The following is a 12798-nucleotide window of genomic DNA, read 5'->3' on the forward strand; positions in this document are numbered from 1 at the left end:
TCCAGCCCATGCGATCAGGACTTCAACCCGACCCCGATCATGAACAGCCGGCCGCCGGTCTTCCGAACCTCCACCCCCTGGCAACGCAAATTCGTGCCATTTTCGAGGCTGGCTTCGGGCGGCTGCTGCAAGACTTGTTCGCCCAGATCGACGACGAATTGTTCGAGCTTTCCGACAAGGCCGACAGCGGCGCATCGCAGGCGCTGTATTTCGATGCCATGCGCCAGGTCCGCCGGGAAAAACCCAGCATGCTGGCGTGCTGCCTGCGAGAGGTGCTTGATGCCGAGGAGCGCTTCTGGAACCCGGCCGAAAATCCGTCCGCTCCGCCGCAGGCCGTGGCGCCAGGCGACCCCGCCGATCGCGGTCTGACGCTCCTGGAAAACGATGCCCTGGAAATCGAACTGGCCGTAACCAATGCCGCGCAGAAGACAAACCTCCTGTTCCAGGACACTTTGGGGCAGCTCGAACTCCGTCTCGCCGCTCTCAAGGGCCATCAAACCGGCTCCCTGCCAGCTCATCCGTTCACCCCCGAGGCACTGTGCCACGCCTTCACCGCATCGCTCGCCGGGCTGCCGGTCGACATCCGGGCGACCCTGCTGATATTGAAGCTATTCGACCGCCACGTTTTGTGCAAGATGGGAACGACCTATCGGCACATGAACGACCTCCTGGCCGAACACGGCGTCCTGCCGGATGCCTCCCTCGCGCTGAAGGCGAAGACTTCCGCAATGCCGCCGAATCAGGACCCGCCCGGCTCCCGCTCCTCGGAAGACGACAACGAAGACCGGCTAAACGACCTGCTGCACCTGCTCAGCCTCTGGAAACGCCGGACGGGGACCGCGGCGAGCCAGTCCAACGCCCAAGCCGGCGGAAAACACTTCGATGCCGGCGAAGTCGTCAACGCATTGAGTCTGCTGCAGCAAAACACCTGTGCTCTGGCGTCCGACGAATACGATCCCGGCGCCCAGATTCCGCTGCTGAAGCAGTCCCTGGTCGACCAGCTGGCCAGATTTCTTCCGGATGGCGAACGACGACGCCTGGGCCAGTTCGAGGAAGACGTCATCGATATGGTATCGATGATCTTCGATTTCATCCTGGAAGACCGCAACCTTCCCGATCCGGTCAAGGCCCTCATCGCCCGTCTGCAGATTCCCGTCGTCAAAGTCGCGATCATCGAGCGTTCGTTCCTGGCCAAGAAAACACATCCCCTGCGGCTGCTCTTGAATGCTCTGGCCCAGGCCGGCGTGGGCCTGAATTCGGGCGATAGGAAGGACCAGGTCGTGCTGAAGAAGATCGAGGAGGTCGTCTACCGCATACTTACCGAGTTCGACGAAGATACCCGCCTGTTTGCAGTGCTGCTCGAGGATTTTTCCGCTTTTGTCGAACGCGAGTGCAAGGGCGTCACGGCCATGGAAGAACGCACGCGGCAGGCAGCGGTCAGCCAGGAACGCCTCGCCCTGGCCAAGCGTGCCGCCGCGGTCGAAATCACGGCCCGCGTCGAAAGGCGTCCGCTTCCGCCGGCACTGGTTTCACTGCTGCTCAATGCCTGGAAGGACGTCCTGGTGATCGCCTATCTGCGCAGAGAACAAGAACCCGCGGACTGGGACGACGCGATCTCCATCATGGATCGGCTCATCGCTTGGGCAGGCGCCCATGACGCCATGGTCCAGCAAGCGGACGCCGGGGCAGACGAGCCCGAAATCATCCGGTCCGTACGCGATCGGTTGGAGAACATCGCATTCGATCCGGTGCAAATGCACGCGTTCCTTAACGACGTCGAACTTTGGCTCGTCAGCCGCCAGAAGCCCGGCTCTCCTCCGGGCGCGGACGCTGCAGCGCTGGAACTGGGCGATATCGAAGAAATTCTCATCCAAGGCGTGGTGGGCGCGCGACCCGACGCTTCGCCCTCCCCAACCCTGGATGATAGTTTCATCGAACAGGCCAGGAACCTCCGGGCGGGGGATTGGGTCGAATTTTGCGATAGCCCGGCATCGCCCTTCCGCGCCAAGCTTCTCTTGAAGAGCCACTTCACTTCCCGTTATGTTTTCGTCAACCGGCGCGGCATGAAGCTTCGCGAGGTCGGCCTGCATGAACTGGCTTCCGGGCTCGCCACCAACACTATCCGGCTGATCGCGGGAACGACCGGGCCGTTGCTGGACCGGGCGCTGGACGCGGTAGTCGACAGCCTCGGGCGATCGGCCGAGCGGCACGACGACGCCGGCACTCCCTGGACTCCCTGATACCCCGCATCACCAGCCTCGATCCAGCACCATGACAATCCGCGTCCGATATTTTGCCGGCCTGAGGGAACAGATGGGTCGTGCCGAAGAACAGCTCGCCTTCGAAGACCTGGCCTGCGTCGCCGACGTCTGGAAAGCCGTCTGCCAGGGCAGGCCCTTGCCCGAAAATGTCCTGTGCGCAGTGAACATGGAATACGCCGGCGCCGACACGCCGGTGAGGGATGGCGACGAAGTGGCCTTTTTCCCGCCGGTCACCGGAGGTTGACATGCTGATCGAAGTCCGCGGTGACGCTTTCGATCCTCTCGCCGAACTTTCCCGCTACCGGGGGACGTCCGTCCCCGCAACAGGCGTCGGCGCACTCGCGGTCTTCGTCGGTACCATGCGCGACTACAGCGAGGGCTCGTCGGTCCGAAAGATGACGCTCGAACACTATCCCGGCATGACCGAGCGTCAGTTGCAAAACATCGTCGACGAAGCCCGGAGCCGCTGGCCGTTCGACGACGCCCTCGTGATTCACCGCGTCGGCGAACTGCTTCCCGCCGATCCAATCGTCCTGGTCGCCGTCTGGTCGTCCCATCGCGGAACCGCCTTCGACGCCTGCCGCCATATTCTGGAAGCCCTCAAGCACCGCGCCCCTTTCTGGAAAAAGGAGGTCCTGGAGCAGGGCGAGCGCTGGGTCGAGACGAATACCGACGGGTACGCTCCGGCCTTCCCACCCAGCCCGTGATCCTCTTTCCTCGATGACAGAACACGAAACCTCGATTTACGCAAAACTGAACCTCGATTCCGGCAAGCTCACCTGGCAGGAAATGCAGCCGCACTTCGCACGGGGAGCCGTCGTCCGGGTCGCTCCCGGGCTGGATCTCATCGAGGTCGGCACAGTCATGGCCGCCGACGAGGCGGAAACCCTGTCCCGCTGGATTCGAGACGGGCGGGTAGGGCGGGCGACCGAAACCGAGGCCCGTGACTGGAATGAGCGCCGCCCCCTGTTCCGGGCCGTAGTCGTCGCCCCTTGGGTTCTGGTGCAGGAAATCCCCTCCCGCCCGGAATGAGTTCGACCATCAAACACCCCGCAAACGCATCGCCGCCACGATGATCAGTTACAACCCCAAGTCCTGGTGGGGACTGATTTTCAAGTTCCACAAAAGCGACACGTTCCGGCGCCTGCTGCCGGCCATGCTCTCCGTGGCGCTGTTCTCCGCCGGCATCGCCTACGCGGACCAGCACCTCCTCCCGAATCAGCTCAAGAGCACCACCGCGCTGCATGCCCTGCTGGGCTTCGTCATTTCGATGCTGCTGGTGTTCCGCACGAACACCGCCTACGAGCGCTGGTGGGAAGGCCGGCGGCTTTGGGGCAGCCTGACCAATGCTTCGCGCAATCTGGCGCTCAAGCTGGATGCCTATCTGCCGGACGGCCACCCCTCCCGGCCGCTGCTCGCCGAACTCATCGGCGCGTATGCGGACAGCCTGACACGGCACCTCCGGGTCGCCGCCACGACGGAACACCGCCCCAATCGCATCGCGGCCCGGCTGTTCGCGGAGACGACCCGGCTGAACGGCAAAGGCGAACTCTCCGGCGACAAGCTGCTCTGCCTCAATCCCGACTTGAGCGCATTCGCCGAAATCTGCGGCGGCTGCGAGCGGATCCAGAAGACGCCCATTCCGTACTCCTACAGCCTGTTCCTGAAGAAATTCATCTTCCTCTACATCGTTTCCATGCCTTTCTGCTTCGTGCCGGACTTCCATTATTGGACGGCTTTGATCACGACCCTGGTTTTCTATGTGCTGGCCAGCCTCGAACTGATCGCCGAGGAAATCGAGAATCCGTTCGGCGACGACGCGAACGATCTTCCCACCGACGAGATCGCAGCGAACATCCGCCTACGGGTACGCGAACTCCTGGTTCATGGCGAACCCCAACGCTGACTGTTCGATCAACGCCCATCGCACCGATGTGTGATATAAGAATACCGGCGAAAACCGGGGGTCCGGCCGCCGCGCCGCCCTTTCAGCTACCTTCCGTTGGAGAACAGCCATGCCCGATCACGTCTACAAGGTCATCGAAATCGTCGGTTCGTCCACAGTCAGCACCGACGATGCGATCCGCACGGCCATAGCCAAAGCCGGGAAAACCCTGCGCCACATGAGCTGGTTCGAAGTCGTCGAAACCCGCGGACACATCGTCGACGGCGAGGTCGCCCATTTCCAGGTCATGCTGAAAGTGGGCTTTCGAATCGAAGACTAAAGACTACTTTTTCTCCGCTGCTTCACACCTCATGACCATACCCAGCGCCCGCACCTGTTTCTTCCTCGGCTTCCTGTTCTGCGCCGCCCTGTTGGCGGCCGCGCTTTACTTCCAGTTCTCCGGCGGGCTCGAGCCCTGCCCGTTGTGCATCTCGCAGCGCATCATGGTGCTGGCCGTAGCGCTGGTTTTTCTGGCCGCGGCGCTCCACCACCCAGGCTCCGCCGGAATCCGCGCGTACGCGGTGCTGGGTACGGCTGTGGCTCTAGGCGGCGCCTCGATTTCCGGCCGCCATGTCTGGCTGATGCATCTGCCGCCGGAGGAGGTCCCCGAATGCGGCCCCGGCCTGAGCTACATGTTCCGGAATTTCCCGCTCGGCGACACACTCAAGGCGATGCTGAGCGGCACCGGCGATTGCGCCAAGGTGGACTGGACCTTCCTCGGCCTGAGCATGCCCGCCTGGGTATTGATCTGCTTCCTGGGACTTGGCGCCTTCAGTCTCCTGCAATGGTGGAACGCCGAACGCTGACCGAGCCGCCGCCCGGGGGAAGGTCGGCACCAGGATTTCGGCCCTGCAAATTGCGATCTGTTAGAATGCACGGATCATCTTTCCGGGTTTCCCTTCAACCGTGGCCAGTCACCTCCTACGCATAGCGACCCGCAAGAGCCCGCTGGCTTTGTGGCAGGCGGAATACGTCGCATCCCGCCTTCAGGCAGCCCACCCCCGCCTCCGGGTCGAACTGGTCGGGATGACCACCCGGGGCGACAAACTGCTCGACGCCCCCCTCGCGAAAGTGGGCGGCAAGGGGCTGTTCGTGAAGGAGCTGGAACAGGGCATGCTCGAGGGCAAAGCCGACATCGCCGTCCACTCCATGAAGGACGTGCCGGTCGAATTCCCCGAAGGGCTCCATCTCGCCGCCATACTGGAGCGGGAAGATCCGCGGGATGCCTTGGTCTCCAACCGCTACCGGAATTTCGCGGAACTCCCGGCCGACGCCCGCATCGGCACGTCCAGCCTGCGGCGCCAGTGCCAGATCAAATCCTGCCTTCCCGCCTGCACGCTGTACGACCTGCGCGGCAACGTCAACACCCGGCTCGCCAAACTGGACGCGGGCGAGTTCGACGCCATCGTACTCGCCGCCGCCGGCCTGAAGCGGCTCGGCCTCCAGGAACGTATCGCCGAAACGCTGGCGCCGGAACACAGCCTCCCGGCCATCGGTCAAGGCGCGATCGGCGTGGAGTGCAGGAGCGGAGATGCCCGGACCAACGCCCTGCTGGAACCGCTGCATCACCCGCCCACCGCATGCTGCGTCCTGGCCGAGCGGGCCATGAACCGGCGCCTCAATGGCGGGTGCCAGGTACCGATCGCCGGCTTCGCCCAGATCGAAGGCGACACCCTGCGCTTGCGAGGGCTGGTCGGCAATCCGGACGGCTCGGGCATCATCCGCGCCGAAGCCGCCGGTCACCTGTCCGCCGCCGAGGCGCTGGGAGAACGGGTCGCCGAGGAACTGCTCGGCCAGGGTGCGGATGAAATACTCCGCCGGGTTTACGCCGCGCCCTGACGACGATGAGCATGCCTCCCTCCTTGTCGGGATTGCGCGTCCTCGTCACGCGACCGAAGGATCAGGCCGAACCGCTGTGCAAGCTGGTCGAAGCGGCAGGCGGCAGCGCGGTCCGTTTCCCTCTGCTCGACATCGAGCCGAGCGCGCGGGCGGCGGAAGCAGCGGCTCTCCTTCGGCAAGTGTCGGATTGGGACTGGTGGATCTTCGTCAGTGCCAATGCGGTGAACCAGGCCAGAGTACTCGGCGCGCTTCCACCGGACGGCGCCAGGCCGCGCATCGCCGCCATCGGCAAAGCCACGGCCGATGCTTTGGTCGAAACCGGGATCACCGTGGACCTCATTCCGGAGTCGCAAGCGAATTCGGAAGGGTTGCTGAATATGCCTGAGATGCGGGACGTCGCGGACCGGCGGATCCTGATCGTGCGTGGCGAAGGCGGGCGGGAAACGCTCAAGGAGCGGCTTGTCGAACGCGGCGCACTGGTCCAGTATGCCGAGCTGTATCGGCGGGTGCCGGTGTACACGGGCACCGAGCCACTGGTCGACGGCTTGCGGACGGCCGGGCTCGACATTCTGACCGCCACCAGCGGCGAAGCCATCGAGCACTTGTACAGCCTGGTTCCACCGGAGGACCGGCCGCGGCTGATCGAGACGCCGCTGGTCGTCATCAGCGAACGATTGAAAAATCAAGCCGGATCGCTGGGTTTCCGGCACGTGAGCGTAGCCGACACAGCGTCGGACGCCGCCGTGCTGCAAGCCCTGGAGGATGTCGCCACCCATCTGGCATCCTCGCGAGCCGCGCCAAACGACGGGGATAAGCCATTGGCCGAAGAGGAAAAACAAATGACCGACGCGCCGCAGCGACCGGCAGCCGGGGAAGACCCACACCCCCTGCAGGGGAAAGCCGCCGCCCCGGTTCCGGCGCATCCGCCGCGCAAATCACGGATAGTCGCCTGGCTGGGTTACTCGATGCTGGCGGCCATACTGCTGCTGGCCACCGCAGGCTATTTTCTGATCCAGGAGCTGCGTTCCAAGCAGGAAGGCCTGGGCGGCGAACTCAACAAGGGCGATCTGCACGTGCTGGAACTCAGCCGCCAGGTCAGCAGCCTCCAGACCCAGCTCGCCACCCTGCATTCACAGGTCGCCACCCTGCAGTCCCAGCTCGGAACCGAAGACAGCAAGCTGGAGCGCCTGCTCGGCGAGCAATCCGCCGGTTTCGGCCAGAAACTCGAGGACACGCGCAAAGAACTGGCGCAATCCATCCAGGCCATCCAGCGCCAGCTGAGCCGGACCCACAGCGACGTCCTGATCGCCGACGCCGAATATCTTTTGGGCATCGCCAACCAAAAGCTGCACCTGAGCGGCGACGTGAAGTCCGTCCTCGAAGCCATGCAGGCCGCGGACCAGCGGCTCCACGACAGCGGCGACCCGGGCGTGTTCAAGGTGCGGGAAGCGCTGGCGGAAGAAATCAATCGGCTCGAGGCCTTCCAGGCGCCCGACGTGGTCGGGCTGTCGGCCAAGCTGCTGGCGATCGAGGCCAAGACACGGGAGCTGCCGTTGTTCCTGCCGCATCCCGACATGTCGAAGGAACCGCGGGAAACGCCAAAGACAAAATCGCCGGAGGCTGAAACCGGCGATGCCGTCGACTCCACCCTCGAGCAGCTCAAGGGGCTGGTCACCGTGCGCCGCAGCGACCGCCCCGTGCATGCCGTCCTGACTCCGCAGGAAGCCGCCGGCCTCCGGGAAATCCTGCTGCTCAAACTGGAGATGACCCGCACCTCCCTTTTGCGCGGCGACGATGCGCTGTTCCACAGCAACCTGGAATCCGCAACCGCCTGGCTGAACGAAAACTTCGACCGCGACTCCTCCGCCTTCAAGGACATATCGAGCGACCTCCGGGCCATGGCCGGCGTCCGGCTCAAGGCCTCCTTCCCCGACATCAGCGGATCGCTCACTTTGCTCCGCAACATCGAAAAACTGCGGCTCGAAACCGACGTCGTCACACCGGCAAGCACGGCCGCGCCTGCCGCCTCTCCTGGAAGCGACGCGCCGGGGGGCAAACCGTGAGAAGACTCGCCATCGCGGCCGCGATCCTGGCCCTCGTCGCCGGGGCGGCGTATTACGTCTACCGCCATTTCCTGGCCCAGGGCGATCCCGGCTACGTCATCATCGGCTATGGCCCCTGGACGCTGGAATCTTCGCTGGTGATACTCGCCGGCGCCCTCACGCTGGCCTTCATCCTGTTCTATGCCATCATTCGCCTGGTCATCCATGCCTTGCGGCTGCCGCGGATACTCCGTCAGCGGGGAGGCCGCAGGCGCAGCCGGCAGTCGCAGGAAGCGCTCATCACGGGCCTGATCGAATCCGCCGAAGGCAACTGGGAAAAGGCCGAGAAGACCCTCATCCGCCACGCCGCCGACAGCGGCGTTCCCCTGATCAACTACCTGACCGCGGCCCGGGCGGCGCACTCGCGCGGCGCGGCCGAACAGCGCGACGAATATCTGAAACTGGCCCACGAAGCCATGCCCGAGGCGGAAATCGCCATCGGCCTCACCCGCGCGGAATTGCAGCTCTCCGACAAACAGTTCGACCAGGCGTTGGAATCGCTGTCGCAGCTCAACCGGATCGCGCCCACCCACGCGGCCGTGCTGAGGCTGCTCCACCAGGCCTATGCCCAGATGGAAGACTGGGAAGGCTTGCGTAATCTCATCCCCAGCCTTCATACCAACAAGGTGATGATGGAGGCGGAGATCAAGCTGCTGGAGACCGAAACCTACAGCGCCCTCCTCAAGCAGCACGCGGAAGCCCGCGATGCCGCGCGCCTGAAAAAGCTTTGGGAAAACATCCCCGCCCATATCCGCAAGGCGCCTGGTATCGAAACCCTGTATTTCGCCGCCATGATCGACGCGGGAGCGGGGTTGGAGATCGAGCCCGCCGTACGCGCGAGCCTGGACCGCGAATGGAATCAGACCGTACTGGTACTTTACGGCTGCATCCAGGCGCCCGACGCCGGCCAGCAGCTCGCCCAGGCAGAGAAATGGCTGGTCCGCCACGGCAACGACGCCGTGCTGCTGCGGGTGCTCGGTAAGCTTGCCGTGCGCGCCCGGCAGATCGAACCCGCCCTGCGCTATCTCGACCAAAGCCTGGAATTGGAGCCGAGCGTGGAAGCCTGCCAGCTCATGGGCGACCTGCTCCTGGAGCAGAACGAGACGGCGGCGGCCTGCGCCTGTTTCCGCCGCGGGCTGCTGCTCGCCTCGAACGAAGTCATCGCCCAGATCGACCAGAACCCCCGCGGCGAATCGGAACCCGCCGGGCTGGAGACCGAAACGCCGGACTGACCGCGCCCTCAGCCTCGGCTGCCGGCGAATATCCCCAGCGAATCCCAGATTTCATCCACGCGGCGACGTACCGCCGCATCCATGGCGATGGGCCGTCCCCACTCCCGGCTGGTTTCGCCCGGCCACTTGTTGGTGGCGTCGAATCCGACCTTCGAGCCCAGGCCCGACACCGGGGAGGCGAAATCCAGATAGTCGATCGGCGTGTTCTCGATCAGCGTGAGATCCCGGGCCGGGTCCATCCGCGTCGTCATCGCCCAGACCACGTCCTTCCAGTTTCTGGCGTCGACGTCGTCATCGACCACGATCACGAACTTGGTGTACATGAACTGCCGCAGGAACGACCAGACACCGAACATCACCCGCTTGGCGTGGCCGGCGTACTGCTTTTTCATGCTCACCACGGCCAGGCGATAGGAACAGCCTTCCGGCGGCAGGTAGAAATCCACGATCTCGGGAAACTGCTTTTGCAGGATGGGCACGAACACTTCGTTGAGCGCCACGCCCAGCACCGCCGGCTCGTCCGGCGGCCTGCCGGTATAGGTGCTGTGGTAGATCGGCGAGTGCCGCTGGGTGATGCATTCGATGGTGAAGACCGGAAACGATTCCACCTCGTTGTAATACCCCGTGTGGTCGCCGAACGGCCCTTCCGGCGCCGTCTCGCCGGGATACAGAAACCCCTCCAGCACGATTTCGGCGCTGGCCGGCACCTGGAGATCGCTCAGGATGCAGGGTGCGACCTCCGTCCTGGCACCCCGCAAAAGGCCCGCGAAGCCGTATTCGGACAGCGTATCCGGCACCGGCGTGACCGCACCCAGCACCGTGGCCGGATCGGCTCCCAGGGCCACGGCCACCGGAAAGGGCTCGCCGGGTCTTGCCTCCTGCCAGTCCCGGAAATCCAGGGCGCCGCCCCGGTGGGCCAGCCAGCGCATGATGGTCTTGTTGCGGCCGATGACCTGCTGGCGGTAAATGCCGAGGTTCTGCCGCGGCTTGTGCGGCCCGCGGGTGATGACCAACGGCCAGGTGATCAGCGGCCCGGCGTCGCCCGGCCAGCAGGTCTGGATCGGATAGCGGCCGAGATCGACTTCGCTGCCGCGCAGCACCTCCTGCTGGCAGGGCGCGTTGCGGACCTCCTTCGGCGCCATGTGCAGCACCTGGCGGTACAGCGGCACCTTCTCGAAGGCGTCCCGCATGCCCTTGGGAGGCTCGGGCTCCTTGAGGGACGCGAGCAGCGTGCCCACCTCCCGCAGCGCTCCGACCGAGGTCTCCCCCATCCCCAGGGCCACCCGCCGCGGGGTGCCGAACAGATTGCCGAGCAAGGGGACGGAGGAGCCTTTGGGATGCTCGAAAAGCAGAGCCGGACCTTCCGATTTCAACGTCCGGTCGCAGACTTCGGTGATTTCGAGATTCGGGTCCACCACCGCGCCGACACGCCGCAGTTCCCCTTCCGCCTCGAGCCGGTCGATGAAATCCCTCAGATCCCGGTATTTGGCACCGTTCCGGGTCATTTGCGCTCAGCGGGGAAAACGAATGGTCAGGCGAAAAAACTCTTCACGCTCGCTTCGATCACCGCCCAGGGCAATACGAAAGGCTTCTTCGTGATCGTGATGGCCAGGAGGTCGCCCCTGAATTCATAAACGCCATCCACGCCATTGCCGCTGAAACGGCCCGTGGTTTCGTCGCCGGAGAACTCCATGCCTTTCTCGCGCGCCGCCTTCTCCGCCTTGGCAACGAGCGACTGGGGTTCGGAACCGATCTTGATCTCGATGACTTTGCTCATGGTCCTGTGAGGAGCTGAGGAATACCGGCCGGTATGGTAGCGGAATTGGTCGGAACTGGCGATGACGACGGACCGGCAACGATCGCCTTGCACGGGTATAATTCCCGCCCGTACCCCATAAGAACCGCCTGGGACGAGGGCGGCATTTCCCACGCTTCGGTTCAGCCCCATTAAAGAGGAATCTCGTGCAACTGGAACACATCTTGAGGTCCTATGCGCGTTACGCGCCGGTCTACGACCACACCTTCGGCTGGCTCTTGAACTTCCGCGGCCGCTCGCTGGCCGCGCACCTCACCAACCGCCGGCCGGGCCGCATCCTGGAAGTGGGCGTGGGCACCGGCATCAGCCTGCCGTTCTACCGCAAGGAACACCAGGTGCACGGCATCGACATCTCGCCCCACATGTTGGAACGCGCCCGCAAGCGGGTACACCGCAAGAGCCTGAATCACGTGGTCCGGCTGGAGATCATGGACGCGCGCGAGATGGCATTCCCCGACGACTACTTCGATGCGGTCGTGGCGGCCTACGTGATGTCGGTGGTCCCCGAACCGCAGCGGGTGCTGCGCGAAATCGAGCGGGTCTGCAAACCCGGGGGGGACGTCATCATCGTCAACCACTTCGCGGCGGACCAAGGGGGCGCCCGCCGACATTTCGAGGCCCTGCTGTCCCCGCTGTCCCACAAACTCGGCTGGCGTCCCGACATGCCCATCGACGAAATTCTCGCCCATACCTCGCTGCACGAGGTCAGGCGGCAGACGCTGCCGCCGATGGGGCTGTTCACCTTGCTGCATCTCAAAAAAGAATCCCCGGACACCGCAGCTCCGGCGATGCCGTAACTCAAGCGTGGGCGGCCGATGAGCGCAATGTTAGAATTTCGAAAATATACCTGACCAAGCCCGCCCCCCTGCCGCCTACGACATGCTCGATTCATCGCTAGCCCACGATACCCCCTTCGAAATCCGCGCGGGCTCGTTCAACCTGCCCGTGCTCAAGCTGACCAGCGACAGCGCGGACGCCATCGCCGACCTGCTCGCGGCCCGGGTGCGGCAGGCCCCGGACTTCTTCCGGCATGCACCGGTCATTCTCGATCTGCACGAGCTGGCCGGACGCGATCATGTCCCCGACTTTGACGCACTGCTGGAAGTCCTTCGCAAGAGCGGGCTGACGCCGGTGGGCGTCCGCGGCGGCAATGCGGAGCAGAACGCCGCGGCCGATGCGGCTGGCTTGGCCCTGCTGTCCGAGGGCAAGCATCACGAAACCCACCCCGCGGCCGAACACCCTCAGCCGGCCCCGGAGCCGGTTCGCCCGCCCCGGCAGGGGACGAAAATCATCGACCAGCCGATACGGTCGGGCCAGCGGGTCTACGCGAACGACGGCGATCTGGTCGTGATCGCCACGGTAAGCCCGGGCGCGGAACTGATGGCCGACGGCAACATCCATGTCTACGGCTCGCTCCGCGGGCGCGCCATGGCCGGCGTCAAGGGCGACCTCGACGCCCGCATCTTCTGCAGGGATCTCCAGGCCGAGCTGATCGCCATCGGCGGCCATTACAAGATCAGCGAGAACCTCGACGGCACCGTGCGCGGCAAGCCGGTACAGATCATGCTGCGCGACAATGCGCTGATCATCCAGGATTTATGAC

14 protein-coding genes are annotated in these 12798 nt (G+C 64.4%); 12 read left to right on the forward strand and 2 right to left on the reverse strand.

All coding sequences use genetic code 11. The features are described 5' to 3' along the window. Positions 1-8 precede the first annotated feature (8 nt). The 10 genes from ABZN20_RS12795 to ABZN20_RS12840 all read left to right on the forward strand — a co-directional run bounded on the left by ABZN20_RS12795 (position 9) and on the right by ABZN20_RS12840 (position 9379). On the forward strand, positions 9-2240 hold the full coding sequence (locus ABZN20_RS12795; RefSeq protein ID WP_367025506.1) for a DUF1631 domain-containing protein: 2232 nt from the start codon (positions 9-11) through the stop codon (positions 2238-2240). Positions 2241-2271: 31 nt separating this feature from the next. Further along, entirely contained in the window at positions 2272-2505 is a 234-nt protein-coding gene (gene moaD / locus ABZN20_RS12800; RefSeq protein WP_218808381.1) for a molybdopterin converting factor subunit 1, read from the forward strand. A 1-nt stretch (position 2506) separates the two neighbouring features. Further along, complete coding sequence (locus tag ABZN20_RS12805; RefSeq protein WP_218808380.1) at positions 2507-2968, forward strand: molybdenum cofactor biosynthesis protein MoaE; 462 nt, start codon at positions 2507-2509, stop codon at positions 2966-2968. Between the two features lie 13 nt (positions 2969-2981). Continuing rightward, positions 2982-3293 carry a DUF2288 domain-containing protein gene (locus ABZN20_RS12810; protein ID WP_218808379.1) on the forward strand — a complete coding sequence of 104 codons (312 nt, stop codon included), beginning with the start codon at positions 2982-2984 and terminating at the stop codon, positions 3291-3293. A 40-nt stretch (positions 3294-3333) separates the two neighbouring features. Next, complete coding sequence (locus tag ABZN20_RS12815; RefSeq protein ID WP_218808378.1) at positions 3334-4167, forward strand: bestrophin family protein; 834 nt, start codon at positions 3334-3336, stop codon at positions 4165-4167. A 109-nt stretch (positions 4168-4276) separates the two neighbouring features. Continuing rightward, positions 4277-4486, forward strand: a complete 210-nt coding sequence (locus ABZN20_RS12820; protein ID WP_218808377.1) for a dodecin — start codon at positions 4277-4279, stop codon at positions 4484-4486. Between the two features lie 31 nt (positions 4487-4517). Then, positions 4518-5012 carry a disulfide bond formation protein B gene (locus tag ABZN20_RS12825; RefSeq protein ID WP_218808376.1) on the forward strand — a complete coding sequence of 165 codons (495 nt, stop codon included), beginning with the start codon at positions 4518-4520 and terminating at the stop codon, positions 5010-5012. Between the two features lie 100 nt (positions 5013-5112). Continuing rightward, positions 5113-6045 carry a hydroxymethylbilane synthase gene (hemC, locus tag ABZN20_RS12830; RefSeq protein ID WP_218808375.1) on the forward strand — a complete coding sequence of 311 codons (933 nt, stop codon included), beginning with the start codon at positions 5113-5115 and terminating at the stop codon, positions 6043-6045. 11 nt (positions 6046-6056) lie between these two features. After that, positions 6057-8108 carry a fused uroporphyrinogen-III synthase HemD/membrane protein HemX gene (gene hemDX, locus ABZN20_RS12835; protein WP_367025507.1) on the forward strand — a complete coding sequence of 684 codons (2052 nt, stop codon included), beginning with the start codon at positions 6057-6059 and terminating at the stop codon, positions 8106-8108. Beyond that, on the forward strand, positions 8105-9379 hold the full coding sequence (locus ABZN20_RS12840) for a heme biosynthesis HemY N-terminal domain-containing protein (RefSeq protein WP_367025508.1): 1275 nt from the start codon (positions 8105-8107) through the stop codon (positions 9377-9379). Before hemDX ends, ABZN20_RS12840 begins: the two co-directional genes overlap by 4 nt. An 8-nt stretch (positions 9380-9387) precedes the next feature. On the opposite strand, the gene ubiD is transcribed toward ABZN20_RS12840, so the two are convergent. Both ubiD and ABZN20_RS12850 read right to left on the reverse strand, forming a co-directional pair. Beyond that, positions 9388-10884 carry a 4-hydroxy-3-polyprenylbenzoate decarboxylase gene (gene ubiD, locus ABZN20_RS12845; protein ID WP_218808373.1) on the reverse strand — a complete coding sequence of 499 codons (1497 nt, stop codon included), beginning with the start codon at positions 10882-10884 and terminating at the stop codon, positions 9388-9390. Between the two features lie 26 nt (positions 10885-10910). Continuing rightward, positions 10911-11156, reverse strand: coding sequence for a hypothetical protein (locus ABZN20_RS12850; protein ID WP_255556638.1), 246 nt, complete (start codon positions 11154-11156; stop codon positions 10911-10913). Between the two features lie 185 nt (positions 11157-11341). Here ABZN20_RS12850 and ABZN20_RS12855 point away from each other — a divergent pair, with 185 nt between their 5' ends. Together ABZN20_RS12855 and minC are read left to right on the forward strand one after the other, a co-directional pair. Continuing rightward, positions 11342-11992 (forward strand): class I SAM-dependent methyltransferase, encoded by a 651-nt coding sequence (locus ABZN20_RS12855; protein ID WP_218808371.1) that lies wholly within the window; start codon positions 11342-11344, stop codon positions 11990-11992. An 82-nt stretch (positions 11993-12074) separates the two neighbouring features. Continuing rightward, complete coding sequence (gene minC / locus ABZN20_RS12860) at positions 12075-12797, forward strand: septum site-determining protein MinC (RefSeq protein ID WP_218808370.1); 723 nt, start codon at positions 12075-12077, stop codon at positions 12795-12797. The last annotated feature ends 1 nt before the right edge of the window (position 12798 follow it).

The sequence above is a fragment of the Methylococcus sp. ANG genome (assembly GCF_040730495.1).
GTDB lineage: Bacteria > Pseudomonadota > Gammaproteobacteria > Methylococcales > Methylococcaceae > Methylococcus.

Excerpts from the sequence above, each read along its gene's own strand:
- minC (WP_218808370.1), top strand. The coding sequence starts at position 12,075 with ATGCTCGATTCATCGCTAGCCCACGATACCCCCTTCGAAATCCGCGCG.
- ABZN20_RS12815 (WP_218808378.1), top strand. The coding sequence starts at position 3,334 with ATGATCAGTTACAACCCCAAGTCCTGGTGGGGACTGATTTTCAAGTTC.
- ABZN20_RS12825 (WP_218808376.1), top strand. The coding sequence starts at position 4,518 with ATGACCATACCCAGCGCCCGCACCTGTTTCTTCCTCGGCTTCCTGTTC.
- ABZN20_RS12820 (WP_218808377.1), top strand. The coding sequence starts at position 4,277 with ATGCCCGATCACGTCTACAAGGTCATCGAAATCGTCGGTTCGTCCACA.
- ABZN20_RS12805 (WP_218808380.1), top strand. The coding sequence starts at position 2,507 with ATGCTGATCGAAGTCCGCGGTGACGCTTTCGATCCTCTCGCCGAACTT.
- ABZN20_RS12795 (WP_367025506.1), top strand. The coding sequence starts at position 9 with ATGCGATCAGGACTTCAACCCGACCCCGATCATGAACAGCCGGCCGCC.
- ABZN20_RS12850 (WP_255556638.1), bottom strand. The coding sequence starts at position 11,156 with ATGAGCAAAGTCATCGAGATCAAGATCGGTTCCGAACCCCAGTCGCTC.
- hemDX (WP_367025507.1), top strand. The coding sequence starts at position 6,057 with ATGCCTCCCTCCTTGTCGGGATTGCGCGTCCTCGTCACGCGACCGAAG.
- ubiD (WP_218808373.1), bottom strand. The coding sequence starts at position 10,884 with ATGACCCGGAACGGTGCCAAATACCGGGATCTGAGGGATTTCATCGAC.
- ABZN20_RS12810 (WP_218808379.1), top strand. The coding sequence starts at position 2,982 with ATGACAGAACACGAAACCTCGATTTACGCAAAACTGAACCTCGATTCC.
- moaD (WP_218808381.1), top strand. The coding sequence starts at position 2,272 with ATGACAATCCGCGTCCGATATTTTGCCGGCCTGAGGGAACAGATGGGT.